Source organism: Paenibacillus alvei DSM 29, assembly GCF_000293805.1.
Classification (GTDB): domain Bacteria; phylum Bacillota; class Bacilli; order Paenibacillales; family Paenibacillaceae; genus Paenibacillus_B; species Paenibacillus_B alvei.
The window spans coordinates 671,356-687,559 of the sequence record NZ_AMBZ01000002.1 but is presented as its reverse complement, the minus strand read 5'-3'; the positions used below and the strand labels follow the sequence as shown (position 1 = coordinate 687,559).

Below are 16,204 nucleotides of genomic sequence, written 5' to 3'. Positions count from 1 at the left end.
CTCACAACCAGTGAATGGTTCTCCTAAGACAGAAGGCCTGTACTCCTCAGTTTCACGTAAAATCAGCGACTGCCAATCCACGGCTTCTGTAAGTACAAAAAAAGACAGCACTAAGGAAAGATAGCCCTGTAGAATGCTGTCAGCCTTAGTTTTTTATAGAGGGAGATTGCGAACCTCTCCCGTACCGTCTAGGCACGGAATGTTATGATGTTGAATCCCGTTGGGACGGGATTGCTTATCCCATTATAGCGCGTATCTCTCCACCATGACAGCTTTACACAAGATTACCCATAATGCTCCATGAATGGATAGAACGGATTTGAGTCGATATCATCGTGCAGATCTGTCGAATGCCCCGTGAAAATAAAAGAAGCGGCTCCGTCCTTATAGACGGATTACCGCTTCCTTGCTAATTGGAATGCGCATTTCTATCGCAATGGACTGGCTGTTACCAGTTCAATCCGTTGTCTCTCGGAATTGCTTCTTCCTTCAGCAGCGTATACATACCCGCCGCCTCTTCCTTCTTCGTCGTCTCTTGGAGACGCTCTACGCGGACGGTGACGAGTTTCTGTCCGAATTGAACCGTAATCTCGTCGCCGACCTTCACTGTCGTGCTCGGCTTCGCTTCACGGCCATTCAGTTCAACACGCCCCTGCTCGGACACATCCTTCGCGACAGTACGTCGCTTGATGAGCCGCGATACCTTCAGGAACTTGTCTAAACGCATTATTTTACAGCTTCTTTAAGCTTGTTGCCCGCTTTGAATGCAGGAACTGTAGATTCAGGAATCTCGATTGTGTTTCCTGTTTGTGGGTTGCGACCTGTGCGGCCAGCGCGTTTGCGTGTTTCGAATGTACCGAAGCCGATCAATTGAACTTTGTCGCCTTTAGACAATGCGTCTGTTACTTCACCGAAGAAGCCGTTCAATACGGATTCAACGTCCTTCTTAGTCAAACCGCTTTTTGTGGAAATGTTGTTGATCAAATCTGTTTTGTTCATGTGTATTGTCCTCCCAGTCCTCTTTTTCATAGTTGAAATGAATAATGGTCTACAGGCGCTTGCCCGAGCCTTGGAATGTTGATGCTTGTATGTATTCTTGCTCCATCACAAAATTCCTTCTCGGGTGCGGCATTTTTTCATATTTTGACGAAAAATAGAGAGCAGTAGTCCGCCATCACCCGGAGCTTTACGGCTCTAAGCGCTTCGCTTCCTGCCACCATTGCTCCATTTCTAGTAAATCAGTTTGGTCAAAAGATTTACCCTTTATACGAAGTTGTTCTTCGATGTATTGAAATCGGCGTACAAATTTACGGTTCGTGTGAGTCAACGACTCCTCCGGATCGGCCGCAATGAACCGAGATACATTCACAACTGCGAATAATAGATCGCCGAGCTCCTCGCGCGCATGATCCAGCTGTTCCATTTTCTCTGCATCATCTTGATTCGATCCCGCATCTCGTATCGCCTCTCGCAATTCTTGCAATTCTTCAGCCACTTTGTCAAGTACATCGTTGGCATTATCCCAGTCAAATCCGACTTTAGCCGCCTTTTTTTGCAGCTTATAGGCCTTCATCAATGCCGGCAAATCACGCGGGACACCGTCCAGCACAGAAGGTCTTGCGTCAGCAATTCCCTTTTTCTGCTGTTCTTCGGCCTTCATTTGCTCCCACGTGCCAAGTGCGGATTCAGCATCCTCCGCATGCTGATTTCCAAATACATGCGGGTGGCGGAATATCAATTTTTCATTCAACGACTGGATCACATCATACACGGTGAATGTTCCGACTTCTTCCTCCATTTGAGAATGAAGCATAATTTGCAGCAGCAGATCACCAAGCTCCTCCTGCATCGCTGTCGGATCATCGTCATCGATCGTTTCGAGCACCTCATAGGTTTCCTCGATTAGATTTTTGCGTATCGATTCATGCGTCTGCTCTTGATCCCAGGGACATCCTCCCGGGCTTCGCAGGATCGACACAATTTCATGCAGGCGACCGAATGTGCGCTTGCGCACCTCGTCGCTGTCGGAGCGTGGAACCCAAATTAACGACAGATTCCCGTAGCCCTCTAAGCGATCCAACTCATAAAGCGGAACGCGCTGTATGCGCTCCATGCCTTCTATACCGAGCGCATGGCCCACAACAACCTCGTAATCCTCAGGATATACTTCCATCAGGCCCAGCTTCACATCAGATGCTGTAAACGTATCATACACTTGCCCGATCACGGTGTGCAACCTTGGATTCAAGCCATCTGCCTGCAGTCCCGCCGCATCAAGCAGTTGGAAGCCCTCAATCGGATCAAAGCCGAAGCGGAGGAACGCTTGATCCAGGAAGCTTTCTCCACCAATAATGCGCAGCTCGATGCCCTGTTCTGCACTTTGCTCCCGCAGCAAGCGAACCGTAGATTCAGCCACCATCGGATGTCCAGGAACCGCGTATACAATCGAATCTTGCGGGCTGGTTGTGGCCGTTTCCATCAACTGGCGTACAATTTCTTCATACACCGATGGGAAATCATCTTGCATTTCATATACGGAATCGAATGAGCGGTATGTGACGTCATTCTGTTGCAAATAAGCGATTACCGGATGATCGGCTGTGCGCACGTACAGATACTTGGCCTCCCGCAATACGTTCCATACGGCCAGCGTCAATTGACTTTCATCGCCGGATCCGAGCCCGACGACAGTAATGGTTCCAGGCATGAGTGAATCTCCCTTCGATTGTTGCATTACTGTGTATTATTCCCCATACTTCTGCTCACAGAATCATGTGCGGGGCGAGAATCGCGCTGCGATCGAAGCTAGCTTCGATCCGATGCGCGGCAGCTGAGCCAGCTCCTGCGGCCTGACAGCGCCCAATACAATGGCAAGTAGGGCGAATATAGCCGCGCCAAGCGGCACGCCTATGGCTATGGCAAGCACAGCCGCTAAGCGGCCAGAAGCGCCAAGCCATGTCGGAACGGCTGCGGCTAGGCTCACGCCTGCAGCCATGCCGGCGAGCGCCAGCGCAAGGCGCGCGCTGCGAGCGCCCCAAGCGGCAAAGTGCACGCCGCTGGCAGCAGCGAGCGCGTGCGCATTCAAGGCTGCGGCCAGCCCGAGCGAGGCCGCAGCAGAGATGGCTGCCCCGGCAATGCCGTAGGCCGGGATCAGCCATATATTAAGCGCCGCCTTCGCAATTGCGGCGCACACGAGGTGCAGGGCCGGGGCACGCACCGCACCCATGCCCTGCAGCAGCGCAGCTGACACGGCATGGAATACGCCGCTGACTGCCGTAGACGCAACCAGCACGAACGTCAGCATTCCCGCGCTGTCCGTGTACAAAGCCACATTGAGCGGCTCTGCTAAGGCAACGAGCCCTATGGTGGCTGCCAGTCCAAGCACCCACGACCAGCGCAGTGCCGTCTCGATCATTGGTGCTATTCCAACTGTACCCTCTTTACGCATGACTGATGCAACTGTCGGAACGACGCCCACAGCCAGCGAGCTAGCAACCATTGTGACTAGCTGCACAAGTGGATACGCCCGGCTGTACACACCGAACTGAGCAAGAGCCTCCGCCTCATTCCATCCCTGATGCAACAGAAAGCGAGGTACAGTGAATACGTCTACTACATTTACGGCAGGCAGCACAATAGCCCCTAGACAAATCGGGAGCGCCGTCCAGGTCAGCCGACGAATCCAGCCCCATATCGCCCTTGCCTGCTGCCGTACTCCCAATGGTACCTGTCTCCGTTTCGGATACCGCCCTACCCGCTTCTCGCGTCTGCGGAAGAGCATCATGGATAACAAACCGCATACGCCGCCTGCGAACGAACCGAAGGTAGCGCCGGCAGCGATCGTCTCGTCTGCAGCACCCAGACGCGAATAATACAGCAAGAGCCCTATCATGACAGCAACGCGTCCCGTCTGTTCCACAACCTGCGATACAGCCGTTGAGGTCATCCGTCCCCTGCCTTGATCATAGCCGCGCAAGGCTGCAGCAAGCGGCATGACGAGCAGCGCATAGGCAGAACTTTGAATCGCCGCTTCTGTATGCTGGTTGCCAATCCAAGCCGCAATCTGTTCGGCACCATTCAGCATGGCAAAAAAACAGCAACCCCGGTTACAGTCATGAGGAGTCCTGACGCCAGCAGTACTTGCTCAGAACCTATCTCATCTCCTGCTGCCTCGCATTCGGCCACAAGTCGTGCCACCGCGACCGGTATCCCGGCACTTGCAATAGCAACAAGTAGGACATAGAACGGATACACCGCATTATATATGCCGAATACACCGTCTCCCCCGATATTTTGCAGCGGAATTTTTTGCAGTGTTCCGATCACCTTCGACACTATTGTCGCCATGCCTAACAATAAGGCACCGGACATAACTTGCCCCGCTACCCGGGGGGGTCGTTTATTCAAGCTTCATCCCGCCCATCTCTAACATTCGTATCGTATTATAGCATAATCGGACAGGCTAATTCCCCCTCCCCTATTAGCTCCGTACATACGGGCACAGCGGATCAGCACTGAAAGCAGCACATTTAACTGTATAACGTATCAACTAGCCTGAGCGAAGAAAACACGGATAGCTGTTCATTGTTCTAATTCTGCCAGGACATCAGAATGCAGGAAAAGCAGCAAGAACTCATAGCACAAAAAAGCCCCCTGTATCGTTCAGGCTGCGCATGCACGCATCCCGTAGACAGGGGGCTGTTCGTTGGCAAATATCGATTTACTGCTCCATTTGCTTGCCAAGGAAGCCAGCAGCCGTTTCCGACATTTTCACTTCCATTTGGCTCATTTTCACGCTGTCGTCTTTATTAAGCATAACGACTGTACCGATTGGATCGCCACCAGCAACGATCGGTGCAACAACGAAAGAAGAGAAAGCTTCTTGGCTGTCTTTTACAATTTCATAATTGCCTGCATTCGTTTCGATCATTGTCTTGCGGTTCTCCATACAGTTCTCAAGCAACATTCCGATTTGCTTGTCCATGTATTCTTTTTTCGATCCGCCAGCAACCGCGATCACTGTGTCACGGTCGGAGATAATTGTGATATGTCCTGTGCTTTCATACAAGGATTCCGCATATTCCTTAGCGAAGTCGCCCAATTCGCCGATTGGGGAGTACTTCTTCAAAATCACTTCTCCATCACGATCAACGAAAATTTCAAGAGGATCTCCCTCACGAATGCGCAATGTGCGACGAATTTCCTTAGGGATTACAACACGACCGAGGTCATCGATACGACGAACAATTCCAGTAGCTTTCATTATGAGTTGCCCCGCTTTCAGTAAGTATTTTGATCTACTGTATTATTGTTAATTAGGAGAGATGCGGAATGGTTTGTAATACTGACCATAGTATTCATCTGCTCCCAAGTTCTTATACATAAACATCATACGTAGGTAATGCCATCCAAGTTGCAAAAAAAATCACATTTTTCGACACTAAACGACATTTTTTTGTTGTGAATTCTTAAAATTTTCACATTTTGCATCAATATGGAGAGATTTTTCAGTGTTTTCCTCTGATTTTGTCGAAACTGAGGGGAACTTCTTCGACAGCGATGCGAAATGTTGGATTTGACTTTTGATTCAAACACATCTATGCGGGCTTAGCTTCGAAAGTTGCTTTTGTGCACAAGGCAACAAGCTCGTTCGTTCAAATTATAACCGGTAATGAATTTGAACAGCCACTAATATAGTATGTCTAATTCTTACCCATGCCATGACAAATTGTAAATAAACGTATAACCTGAGGATGAAACAGGAAATGAAAACTTTTTTATTTTTATGAATATTTCATTCCGTTTCCATACCTGCCGCAAAAAATAGCCCCTTCCCCTTGTGGGGAAAGGGCTGCACACGAGATGATGAGTCATCATCTCGTTACAAGCCATTACTTGCCGGATTCTGTTTTAGGTGCTTCTGTTTTAGGAGTCTCTGTTTTCTCATCTTTCTTTTCGTCCTTCTTCTCTTCCGGCTTTGTTTCCGTCTTAGGAAGGTCGATTTTCTTGATCAGCTTGTCCAGATCCTTCTGCATGAAGTTGTTCATCAACTCAGAAGCTGCACGTGTGCGCAAGGATTCCTTCTCTTCCTCTGTCAACTTGCTGTATTCCTTCTCCTTGCGATTTTCCACACGCATAACGTGGTAGCCGTAGCTTGTCTCTACCGGATCACTGACTTGGTTAAGCGGCAATGTCAGAGCTGCTTCCTTAAATTCTGGAACCCATTGGCCTACAGCAGCATCCTTGTACAGACCGCCTTCTTTCGCCGAGCCCGGATCTTCGGACAACTGTTCAGCCAGCTTTGCGAAGTCTTCACCCTTCTTCAGACGGGCTTGTATTTCCTTCGCCTTTTTCAAAGCATCTTCTTTTTTGCGCTCTTTGCCTTCTTTATCCTTGAATCCAATCAAAATATGGCGAACCGAAGCAGTTGTCATATCCTTCTTGTTCTTCTCGAATTCAGCCTTGAGCTGATCCTCGGTTACTTTGCCGTTGTAATCTTGTACAACCGTCAAGATGCGAGCCATATACTCGGTGATTTCATCTTCTGTCAGCTTACGCTTGTCCAGCATTTCCTTGAACTGCTTGTCCCCAATCTGTTTCTTCATGACGCCAATTTGTTCTTTGGCTTTATCTTTACCGGTTTGCTTCGCTTTCTCCGGCGCTTTTCCATCCAAATAGCGATACGCGATTTGCTGTTTTACGAAGTAGTCGCGGAATTGATCCATGCTAATAATTTGCTCGTATTCCGGGTAGAAGAACAGCATGTTCGAGATTTCTTTGTCGAACTCGTTCTGCGTAATTTGTCCTCCCTCATACGTAGCCACGACTTTACTGTTGTCGGTAGCTTTGCCCGCTGACTTGTCCTCTTTGTTGCCACATCCGGCTAACACGGATATAGCGAGCACCGCAGACAATGCCAGTAACAACCACTTCTTGGAACGCGTCTTGTTATTTTGCAACATTCTGCAATTCTCCCTTCGATTTGATGGCACCTTTAGCTTCCTGCATGAATTGTTCCAATATCATTAATAGCTGCAGAGCATCGACACCACGTGCATTAAACTTCACTGCACCGGAAGCCTCCTGATCGACACTGATGCGTCGATCGAGCTTAGAAGCAACAGCAGCCATCTTCTTGCGGTCTAACCACGGCTCCGCCGAAGAATGGACCTTGATCGTGACCATATCTCCACGCTGTACAATCGATTCCCATCCATACTGCTTCGCATAAAGCTTCAGCCTAGCGACGGCAAGCAATTGGAGGACAGCAAGTGGTGGTTCACCGAAGCGGTCGATGAGTTCGTCCCGCAATTCTTCGACTTCATCCAATGTAGCAAGTCCCGCTACCTTTTTGTAAATCTCAATCTTCTGAATACTATCATAAATATAATTCGGCGGCAAATACGCGTCCACGTTCAGGTCGATAAGTGTTGTCAGTTCTTGCTGATCCTCGATGGCAACTCCATCGATCTCCGCTTTACGTTTGTTCACTTCATCCGCCAGCATCTGCGAATACAGATCGAATCCAACTGACGCAATAAATCCATGCTGCTCTGCACCCAACAGATTACCGGCTCCTCGAATAGATAAATCACGCATTGCAATTTTGAAGCCGGAACCAAGCTCGGTAAATTCCTTGATCGCCTGAAGACGCTTCTCAGCCACTTCATTCAATACCTTATCGCGCTGATAAGTGAAATAAGCATAAGCGATCCGGTTCGAACGGCCAACTCGCCCACGCAGTTGATACAACTGTGACAGACCCATCTTGTCCGCATCATGCACAATAAGCGTGTTCACGTTCGGTATATCTACTCCTGTCTCAATAATGCTGGTGCTTACAAGGACATCATATTCCCCATCCAAGAAGTCAAGAATCGTCTTCTCCAGCTCTGTCTCAGACATTTGACCATGACTCACCGTTACGCGGGCATCAGGTACAAGCATCTTAATATGATCGGCCATCTGATGAATTCCTTGAACACGGTTGAACAGGAAGTACACCTGGCCTCCCCTTGCCAGTTCTCGCTCTATCGCCTCACGCACCAGATTGTCACTGTACTCCAACACGTAAGTCTGCACTGGGAAGCGATTCTCCGGCGGTGTTTCAATTACCGACAAATCTCGAACACCGAGCATGGACATATGCAAGGTTCGAGGAATAGGTGTTGCTGTTAACGTCAGTACATCAACATTCATTTTCAGCTTCTTTAGCTTCTCTTTATGCGTTACACCGAAGCGCTGCTCTTCATCGACAATCAGCAAGCCTAAATCTTTGAAAACAACATCCTGAGAGAGCAGGCGGTGAGTTCCGATAATGATGTCGACAACGCCCGATTTCAGCCCCTTCATTGATTCGTTTTGCTCTTTACGTGAGCGGAATCGGCTGAGCACTTGGATATTAAAAGGATAATCTGCAAACCGTTCGCGGAATGTCTCATAGTGCTGCTGCGCCAATATCGTCGTTGGTACAAGTATCGCTACCTGCTTGCCCTCAATAGCTGCTTTGAAAGCGGCGCGGACAGCGACCTCTGTTTTGCCGTAGCCAACATCACCACACAACAGACGATCCATCGGACTTGGCTTCTCCATGTCCTGCTTAATCTCCTCGATGGCACGCAGTTGATCCCGCGTTTCATCATAAGGGAACATATCTTCAAACTCTCGCTGCTCTGGCGTATCCTTTTCAAAAGCATAACCGCTAGATGCTTGTCTTGCTGCATACAGCTTAATCAAGTCATCCGCAATGTCCTTCACGGATGAACGAACTTTATTTTTAACCTTCGTCCACTCGGTTCCACCAAGCTTATAAATTTTCGGCTCTTTTTCTTCAGAGCTTACATAACGCTGAATGAGATGCAACTGATCAACCGGAACAGATAGTTTATCCCCGCCTGCATATAAAATATGCAAGTAGTCCTTATGGATGCCGTTAATCTCCAACGTTCCGATCCCAATATATTTGCCGATACCGTGATTCTGATGAACGACATAATCGCCCACCTTCAATTCAGTGTAGCTGCGAATCCGTTCTGCATTGTCAACTTTTGCACTCAATTCCGTACGGCGCGTCTTCCGCTGCTTGCCGGAGAACATCTCACCTTCGGTAATGACTACTAAGTGGATCGATGGAAGCTCGAATCCAGTCTGCAGGTTACCCTTTAGGATCGTAGGCTCTGGAATGTCGTAATCTTGCAGCACGCGACGCATGCGTTCAATACGCTCATCTCCATTAGCCAGCATAATGACGTTGGCACCAGTCTTTTTCCACCGTTCCATTTCTGCCTTCAATACATTCATTTGCCCATGGAAATTTTGCATCGAGCGGCACATGACGTTCACGATGTTTTGCGGCTGCGTGTGTGGAACCTGGCGCAGGAACAATGCCATGAAAACCGTTTGGAACGGACGCTTGCCCATTGCTACATCAGAAGATACCCCCAGTGGCAGAGAAGGCAGGGTTTTACCATTAGAAAGCAGATGTGTGCTCCACTCTAACTCGTCCCGTTCAAGCTGTTTGGCTGTTTCCATTACTCTAGCAGGCTCATCTACGACAAGCAGCGTATCCTTTGGCATATAATTATATAAGGTATGCTTCTCCGGATAGAGTAGCGCCACATATTTATAGAGCTCCGTGAAATAGACAGAACCTCTCATTCGTTCGATATCATGACCGATTTCTCGCTCAAGCTTTTCTTTTACTTGGCGATCGGTCATTTTGCCGAGTTGCTCCTCTAGGCGTGCAAAAGTCGCCTCAGCCGCAGCGGCGAAGCGTGTCTCATCGGCAATTAAATCCTTGCATGGCAATATCGTCAGTTGCTTCAGCTTTTCAATGGAACGTTGATCCTGCGTATCGAACGAACGAATCGAGTCAATTTCATCATCGAACCATTCAATTCGATATGGATATGAAGCTGTAATCGGATATATATCGACAATACCCCCACGAACACTCATCTCGCCCTTGGCTTCTACTCGTTCTGTACGCTCATAACCACACGCAACCATTTCTGCCAAAAATGTATTCAACGGAAGATCGTCACCTAACGATAAGGTTATTCCTGCCTCAGCCATCATCTCGCAAGCAGGCAAATAACGCCGTAATCCTGCATACGGCGTTACAACGATCCCACGGAATCCACGTGCGCACCGGGTGAGCACCTCGATGCGCTGTGCTATCACTTCTGGGCTTGATATCGCTGCCTCTGCAGCAACCAACTCATTGGCTGGATATAATAGCACTTGGTCAGGAGACAAGCATTCTTGCAGGTCATCAGCTACTTTTTGTGCAGAGAACATGTTGTGTGTGACGACGAGCACTGGGCGATCCAGCTGCTGCTGAAGCGCGGCCATCATTACCTGCCGAGCTGAACCCGACAAGCCGGATACTAATTGCTCCTTCATTCCTGCGCGGACGCCTGCAGCAATCGATTCGATATCACGCTCTTCTGATAAAGCTTGCATGAGTGCATTCAACAAAAGATAGGCACCTCTTTCTCACCCACAATAAATATTACATGGTATAGCTAGTAAGGTTATATGCTCTAAAATCATCCAAAATAAGCCTCGGCTGACAAGCCAAGGCTGACGCTAACCTATCATTGTCTCTTCTACCCTCATTGCAAGGGTGAGGAAAGCAAAGATAATTCGGGGTGCATCTGAATCGCTTCTGTGCAATATTCACACGTCATCCGAACTGTTACGTCTCCATTGGAATGAACAACAATATATTGTTGGCGCTCGTCTGGGGTAAGTAGGTGAAAACCGAGACGTTCCTCATCTATCCCATTCCCGTCGATACGCCCAATCATCGTATGACAATGTTTGCACACATAGTTCACAGACATGTATATGCCTCCCACTAATGGATTATACCGTTCAGTATGTCCAAAAGAAAGGCACATTAGCCCATATCGGTTTTGATCACGAAGTTTCTCAGAATGTAATTCGACAGCGAATCTTATACTCACCCTCGAACAGCGTATGCTTCCGACAGTATGTTCCCTGCAGAAACATTTCAGCTATTCATGTAGTCCCAACTACACTCCGTTTCTCCTTACAAGTTTTACAAAGCAAAACTCGCTACGAAAGCTGTACTTCGGGTTCCCGCAACCTTCTTGGTGCTGAAAACCGATATTTTTCGATCAATTCATTTTATCCGTTGTATTTCGCCATCGTTTGTTCGAACGAATGCTTAAGCGAGAATTCGACAGCGTCGCAAGTACGCTCGATTGTCTGCCTCAAGTCATCCGCACCCGCTTTTGGAAACGTGGACAACACGTAATCTACAATAGAACGACCAGGTTCTGGACGGGAAATCCCCATCCGAATTCGATTGAAAGATTGTGTTCCTAGATGCTGAATGAGCGACTTAATTCCGTTGTGTCCGCCCGCACTTCCTTGATAGCGCAAGCGTATCTTCCCAAGCTCTGTATCCATATCATCATATAGAACGATAAAATCCTCAATATCCGCCTTATAGTAATCCATATATGCGCGAACAGCCTCTCCAGACAGATTCATATACGTCATGGGCTTGATAAGGACGATCTTCTCTGTTCCAACGCGTCCCTCTCCGATTAACGCCTTACATTTGCTCTCACGTACTTGAATGCCGAAGCGATCCGCAAGAGAGTCAATTGCCATAAAGCCGATATTGTGGCGGGTTGCGGCATATTCGGTTCCTGGGTTACCTAATCCTACAATCCACTTCAAGAGCGATACATCCTTCCTATTACATCCTGATCCAGACGAACAAAGCTGCAAATGATGCGCGAACTCACATTAAATGTAGTGCAATAGTCGCACTTCAAATGCCGATAAGGGTTACTTCTTCGGCGAAGACCGAAGACGTAACCCTTCCGTAATGTGCAGCTAAGGTCATATGACCAATGCTTTATTCAATCTCAAACAATTTACTGATGGACAATTCTTCGTGAACACGAATAATCGCCTCACCCATTAACGGTGCAACCGACAGCACGTGTAACTTGCTAGATGGGTTTTCGTGAGTAATCGGAATCGTATCCGTTACGACAACTTCTTTAAATGGCGATTTCTCCAATCGATCCATCGCAGGTCCGGACAATACTGGATGCGTGCAGCATGCATATACTTCCTTTACTCCTGCTTCAACCAATGCGTTCGCACCAAGCACGATTGTACCCGCTGTATCGATAATGTCATCGATGATGATCGCTGTCTTGCCTTTAATATCCCCGATAATATTCATAACTTCACTAACGTTTGGCTCTGGACGGCGTTTATCGATAATGGCAAGCGGCGCATTCAGGAAGTCAGCCAATTTGCGTGCACGAACTACACCGCCGTGGTCAGGCGAAACGACAACAACGTTTTCGAGCTGTTTGGAGCGGAAATATTGAGCCAAAATCGGAACACCCAGCATATGATCCACAGGAATATCAAAGAAGCCTTGAATTTGCGTGGCATGCAAGTCCATCGTAATCACACGATGAGCCCCTGCTGTTTCGATCAGGTTCGCTACAAGCTTCGCCGTAATTGGATCGCGCGAACGCGCCTTACGGTCTTGACGAGCGTAGCCATAGTAAGGAATAACTACATTAATGCTCTTTGCCGATGCACGCTTCAATGCGTCCACCATTACCAGCAACTCCATCAAGTTGTCATTGACTGGATCACACGTCGATTGAACGACATAAACGTCACAACCGCGTACACTTTCAGACAATTTAACTTGAATCTCACCATCACTAAAGCTCTTCGTTTCTGCATCTCCCATCGGAATCCCGATGTATTCTGCAATCTTGTTCGCTAAATTAGGATTGGAGTTGCAAGTGAAAATTTTCAACTTGGAATCACAATACGTCATGATATTAAAAACCCTCCGTGCCGGTTCTTGTTCATCGTTGTTTTATACTGTCCGTTAATGGTGCTGCTTAGTCTATCCCTACATGGTCTCAACTAAAAAGGCTCTCAATACCATGCTAAACGATATTGAATGAAAAGTGCAACCTTATCGATCACTTTTCTCGTTCTTTTTTTGCTTTTGCGCGGTTGCGAATCTTCTCCGCGTACCCCGGCTTGTTCACTTGACGTTCTCGAGCGATAGCCAAGTCGTTATCTGGCACAGGATGCGTAATGGTTGATCCGGCAACTACATAAGCGCCATTACCTACTTTGACAGGTGCAATCAAGTTGACATTGCTGCCAATGAACGCATCGTCTCCAATCTGGGTAACCGACTTATTAAACCCATCATAATTGACCGTAATCGCACCGCATCCAATATTTACATTCTTACCCACTTCAGCATCGCCAATATAACTGAGATGCGAAACCTTTGTATGATCATCGAGCGACGCATTTTTAATTTCAACAAAGTCGCCAACTTTCACCTGCTTACCAAGACGAGCGCCTGGACGCAAATAAGCGAACGGCCCTACTGTGCTCTCATCGCCTACAAAAGCTTCGGACAACACAGATTGCTTAATATGAACGCCATTCCCGATTGTAGAATCGACAATCTCGCTGTTTGGCCCAATAACACACTCGCTGCCGATTGTCGTTGTCCCACGTAAGCTTGTCCCAGGTTCAATAACCGTATCTGAACCGATGATAACACCGGATTCAATATACGTATTGGCAGGGTCAATAATCGTTACACCATTCAGCATATGACGCTTGTTGATGCGTTCCCGCATGAAGCGTTCCGCCTCCGACAGCACCATACGATCATTTACCCCGATCGCTTCACTGATATCGGGCGTGCAATATGCTTGCACGATATCCCCTTGTGTCTTCATGATGCCGATTACGTCAGTTAAATAATACTCCTGCTGGGCATTATCATTTCTGATTTGCTCCAGCGCCGCGAACAGCTTCCGATTATCGAAGCAATACGTGCCCGTATTGATTTCCTTAACGAGCTGTTCCTCGGGCGTACAATCCTTTTGTTCGACAATTTTCAAGACCGAACCGTCTTCTGCGCGAATGACTCTACCATATCCTGTTGGATCATTCAGTTCAGCCGTCAAAATCGTCGCTGACGCCTGAGCGCGGTTGTGCAGTTCCATCAACTGTGCCAACGTTTCTGGTGTCACAAGCGGTGTATCGCCGCAAATGACAAGTGTCGTTCCTTCCTCACCATCAAGAAGCGCCTTCGCTTGCTTAACCGCATGTCCTGTTCCAAGCTGTTCAGCCTGTAAGGCATACTCAGCTCGCTCCCCCAGGAATTTCTGTACGGCTTCTGCTCCGTGTCCTACAATAACGACAGTGCGTTCGCAATCTACACTTTCGACTGCGTCAAGAACATGCCCTACCATTGGTTTCCCGCATACGGGATGAAGCACCTTGTACAATTTTGACTTCATGCGTTTGCCTTGTCCGGCAGCAAGCACAATGGCCATTCTTTTCAAAGCGTCCGACCTCCTGCTCTACCTTTACTCCATAGAAGAATATATCTCATTATGGAGAAAAAGAAAAGAGAGCCCCTATGATTGGCTCCCTTTCTTTGCAACCCCAATTATAAAATCATAAAACTACGCGCCCTCTTCGATAACTTCCTCTTCCGTAGCAGCGCGCTCGTATTCAGCCAATACTGCAGCTTGAATCTTCTCACGAGTCGCCGAAGAAATTGGATGAGCAATGTCGCGGAATTCGCCATCTGGAGTCCGCTTGCTCGGCATCGCTACAAACATGCCATTGTTGCCGTCGATTACACGAATGTCATGAACGACAAACTCGTTATCGATCGTAATCGACGCGATTGCCTTCATTCTCCCCTCTGTGTTGACGCGGCGGAGTCTTACATCAGTAATTTGCACGTGTGTTCACCACCTTTTTCCATCGAGACTTGGTGTATAATTCCACACGCGCATGAAAAATCCTTCTTAATTTTGCCAAGAATATTATTTTTTTAAAAAATTATTCCCATCTTTAGCTGATTCGACAAGCTTCGATTTATATCGCTGCGATCAGTTCAATTTCGACAAGTACGTCTTTCGGAAGCCTTGCTACCTCTACACAAGATCGTGCAGGCTTATGATTTCCGAAGTAAGATTCATAGATTGCATTGATTTGTGCAAATTGGTTCATGTCCTTAATAAACACAGTGGCCTTTATGACCTTGTCCAAAGAACTACCCGCTTCAGCAAGTACCGCCTTCAAGTTGGAGAACACTTGGTGGGTCTGTTCCTCAATTCCACCCTCTACAAGTACTCCTTGTGCGGTTAATGGAATTTGGCCCGAAGTGAACAAGAGATTGCCCAGCTTCATTGCTTGCGAGTATGGGCCAATGGCCGCAGGCGCTTGATTCGTTGCAATTGCTTCTAATCCATGAGACATATGAACACCCTCCCAAATCAATGTTGTTCCCTATCGCTTATTCCTTATCGAAGTAGTTCCCCGGCTTCACCATAATTTGGCGAGTTCGCGCATCTACAGTCCCAACACGCACAAGGGACACGTAGTCTGTCAGCAGCCGTTCTTCATTTGATACATCTTCCGATTCTACCAATACCCCAACACCCGCTACCGTAGCATCGAATTCCTTCAGTAAGTCCATCATGCCATGCACCGTACCGCCAGCCCGCATGAAATCATCCACGATCAATACACGCGAACGCTCCTTCAAAGCACGCCGTGCAAGAGTCATTGTATGAATGCTCTTCTGTGATCCCGATACATAGTTGATGCTGACGGCTGATCCCTCAGTAACGACATGATCTCGTCGTACAAGCACTACAGGCAGGTTTAAATGGGCTGCCGTGGCATAGGCAATTGGAATACCTTTTGTTTCAACCGTCATTACGACGTCAATATCACAATCTGCAAAGGCAGATGCGAACATTCGCCCTACGTCATTCATAAGGGCTGGTTGGCCCAAAATATCAGTAATATAGAAATATCCCCCAGGCAGCACCCGATCCGGATGCTCCATTGATGTGCATAAAGACTCAATTACAGGAAGTGCAACAGTAGGCGCGCATTTTGGGATAAATTTGACCCCGCCAGCAGCACCGGCAAGTGTCAGCAAATCCCCCGTTCCTTCGCTCTCGAACACCTCTTTAATAATAGCCAAATCCTCACTGATGGAAGACTTGGCTGCTCCGTAACGTTCTGCAAATGTCGTGAGCGGTATGAGCGTATGCGGCTTAGACATCAGATATTGGGTCATCTCGACCAGACGGGCGCTTCGCTTCAATTTTTTCATGATAACTCCTCG

Annotated in this window: 15 protein-coding genes and 1 riboswitch; all 15 genes read right to left on the bottom strand. The window is 47.9% G+C overall.

Features of this window, described 5'->3' with window-relative positions; translation table 11 throughout:
• Window positions 1-139: 139 nt before the first annotated feature.
• A riboswitch (PreQ1 riboswitch) is annotated at window positions 140-183 on the bottom strand.
• Between the two features lie 265 nt (window positions 184-448).
• The 15 genes from PAV_RS09525 to purR all read right to left on the bottom strand — a co-directional run bounded on the left by PAV_RS09525 (window position 449) and on the right by purR (window position 16,192).
• Window positions 449-727 (bottom strand): RNA-binding S4 domain-containing protein, encoded by a 279-nt coding sequence (locus tag PAV_RS09525; protein WP_005545548.1) that lies wholly within the window; start codon window positions 725-727, stop codon window positions 449-451.
• Entirely contained in the window at window positions 727-999 is a 273-nt protein-coding gene (locus PAV_RS09520; protein WP_005545547.1) for an HU family DNA-binding protein, read from the bottom strand. The genes PAV_RS09525 and PAV_RS09520 overlap by 1 nt, the downstream gene beginning before the upstream one ends.
• 187 nt (window positions 1,000-1,186) lie before the next feature.
• Window positions 1,187-2,707 carry a bifunctional methyltransferase/pyrophosphohydrolase YabN gene (yabN, locus tag PAV_RS09515; protein WP_005545546.1) on the bottom strand — a complete coding sequence of 507 codons (1,521 nt, stop codon included), beginning with the start codon at window positions 2,705-2,707 and terminating at the stop codon, window positions 1,187-1,189.
• A 63-nt stretch (window positions 2,708-2,770) separates the two neighbouring features.
• Window positions 2,771-4,084 carry an oligosaccharide flippase family protein gene (locus PAV_RS36860; protein ID WP_005545544.1) on the bottom strand — a complete coding sequence of 438 codons (1,314 nt, stop codon included), beginning with the start codon at window positions 4,082-4,084 and terminating at the stop codon, window positions 2,771-2,773.
• Window positions 4,078-4,407, bottom strand: coding sequence for an oligosaccharide flippase family protein (locus PAV_RS36855; protein ID WP_005545541.1), 330 nt, complete (start codon window positions 4,405-4,407; stop codon window positions 4,078-4,080). The genes PAV_RS36860 and PAV_RS36855 overlap by 7 nt, the downstream gene beginning before the upstream one ends.
• A 313-nt stretch (window positions 4,408-4,720) precedes the next feature.
• Window positions 4,721-5,263, bottom strand: a complete 543-nt coding sequence (gene spoVT, locus PAV_RS09505) for a stage V sporulation protein T (protein WP_005545540.1) — start codon at window positions 5,261-5,263, stop codon at window positions 4,721-4,723.
• A gap of 628 nt (window positions 5,264-5,891) precedes the next feature.
• Window positions 5,892-6,962, bottom strand: coding sequence for a peptidylprolyl isomerase (locus tag PAV_RS09500; RefSeq protein ID WP_005545538.1), 1,071 nt, complete (start codon window positions 6,960-6,962; stop codon window positions 5,892-5,894).
• Window positions 6,949-10,479 (bottom strand): transcription-repair coupling factor, encoded by a 3,531-nt coding sequence (mfd, locus tag PAV_RS09495; protein ID WP_005545537.1) that lies wholly within the window; start codon window positions 10,477-10,479, stop codon window positions 6,949-6,951. The genes PAV_RS09500 and mfd overlap by 14 nt, the downstream gene beginning before the upstream one ends.
• Before the next feature lie 137 nt (window positions 10,480-10,616).
• On the bottom strand, window positions 10,617-10,847 hold the full coding sequence (locus tag PAV_RS09490; RefSeq protein ID WP_005545535.1) for an anti-sigma-F factor Fin: 231 nt from the start codon (window positions 10,845-10,847) through the stop codon (window positions 10,617-10,619).
• 307 nt (window positions 10,848-11,154) lie between these two features.
• Window positions 11,155-11,715, bottom strand: coding sequence for an aminoacyl-tRNA hydrolase (pth, locus tag PAV_RS09485; protein ID WP_005545533.1), 561 nt, complete (start codon window positions 11,713-11,715; stop codon window positions 11,155-11,157).
• A 181-nt stretch (window positions 11,716-11,896) separates the two neighbouring features.
• Entirely contained in the window at window positions 11,897-12,850 is a 954-nt protein-coding gene (locus PAV_RS09480; RefSeq protein WP_005545532.1) for a ribose-phosphate diphosphokinase, read from the bottom strand.
• Between the two features lie 151 nt (window positions 12,851-13,001).
• A complete protein-coding gene (gene glmU / locus PAV_RS09475) occupies window positions 13,002-14,396 on the bottom strand; it encodes a bifunctional UDP-N-acetylglucosamine diphosphorylase/glucosamine-1-phosphate N-acetyltransferase GlmU (protein ID WP_005545530.1) in 1,395 nt (464 codons plus the stop codon).
• A 123-nt stretch (window positions 14,397-14,519) separates the two neighbouring features.
• A complete protein-coding gene (gene spoVG / locus PAV_RS09470) occupies window positions 14,520-14,804 on the bottom strand; it encodes a septation regulator SpoVG (protein WP_005545528.1) in 285 nt (94 codons plus the stop codon).
• A gap of 136 nt (window positions 14,805-14,940) precedes the next feature.
• Window positions 14,941-15,324, bottom strand: coding sequence for a RidA family protein (locus tag PAV_RS09465; protein ID WP_005545526.1), 384 nt, complete (start codon window positions 15,322-15,324; stop codon window positions 14,941-14,943).
• A gap of 37 nt (window positions 15,325-15,361) precedes the next feature.
• On the bottom strand, window positions 15,362-16,192 hold the full coding sequence (purR, locus tag PAV_RS09460; protein WP_005545524.1) for a pur operon repressor: 831 nt from the start codon (window positions 16,190-16,192) through the stop codon (window positions 15,362-15,364).
• Window positions 16,193-16,204: the final 12 nt, after the last annotated feature.

What these genes read in the sequence shown, in the direction of transcription:
- purR (WP_005545524.1), bottom strand. Translation starts at nt 16,192, where the DNA reads ATGAAAAAATTGAAGCGAAGCGCCCGTCTGGTCGAGATGACCCAATAT.
- PAV_RS09525 (WP_005545548.1), bottom strand. Translation starts at nt 727, where the DNA reads ATGCGTTTAGACAAGTTCCTGAAGGTATCGCGGCTCATCAAGCGACGT.
- yabN (WP_005545546.1), bottom strand. Translation starts at nt 2,707, where the DNA reads ATGCCTGGAACCATTACTGTCGTCGGGCTCGGATCCGGCGATGAAAGT.
- PAV_RS09480 (WP_005545532.1), bottom strand. Translation starts at nt 12,850, where the DNA reads ATGACGTATTGTGATTCCAAGTTGAAAATTTTCACTTGCAACTCCAAT.
- PAV_RS36860 (WP_005545544.1), bottom strand. Translation starts at nt 4,084, where the DNA reads ATGCTGAATGGTGCCGAACAGATTGCGGCTTGGATTGGCAACCAGCAT.
- PAV_RS09520 (WP_005545547.1), bottom strand. Translation starts at nt 999, where the DNA reads ATGAACAAAACAGATTTGATCAACAACATTTCCACAAAAAGCGGTTTG.
- spoVT (WP_005545540.1), bottom strand. Translation starts at nt 5,263, where the DNA reads ATGAAAGCTACTGGAATTGTTCGTCGTATCGATGACCTCGGTCGTGTT.
- PAV_RS09490 (WP_005545535.1), bottom strand. Translation starts at nt 10,847, where the DNA reads ATGTCTGTGAACTATGTGTGCAAACATTGTCATACGATGATTGGGCGT.
- PAV_RS09500 (WP_005545538.1), bottom strand. Translation starts at nt 6,962, where the DNA reads ATGTTGCAAAATAACAAGACGCGTTCCAAGAAGTGGTTGTTACTGGCA.
- PAV_RS09465 (WP_005545526.1), bottom strand. Translation starts at nt 15,324, where the DNA reads ATGTCTCATGGATTAGAAGCAATTGCAACGAATCAAGCGCCTGCGGCC.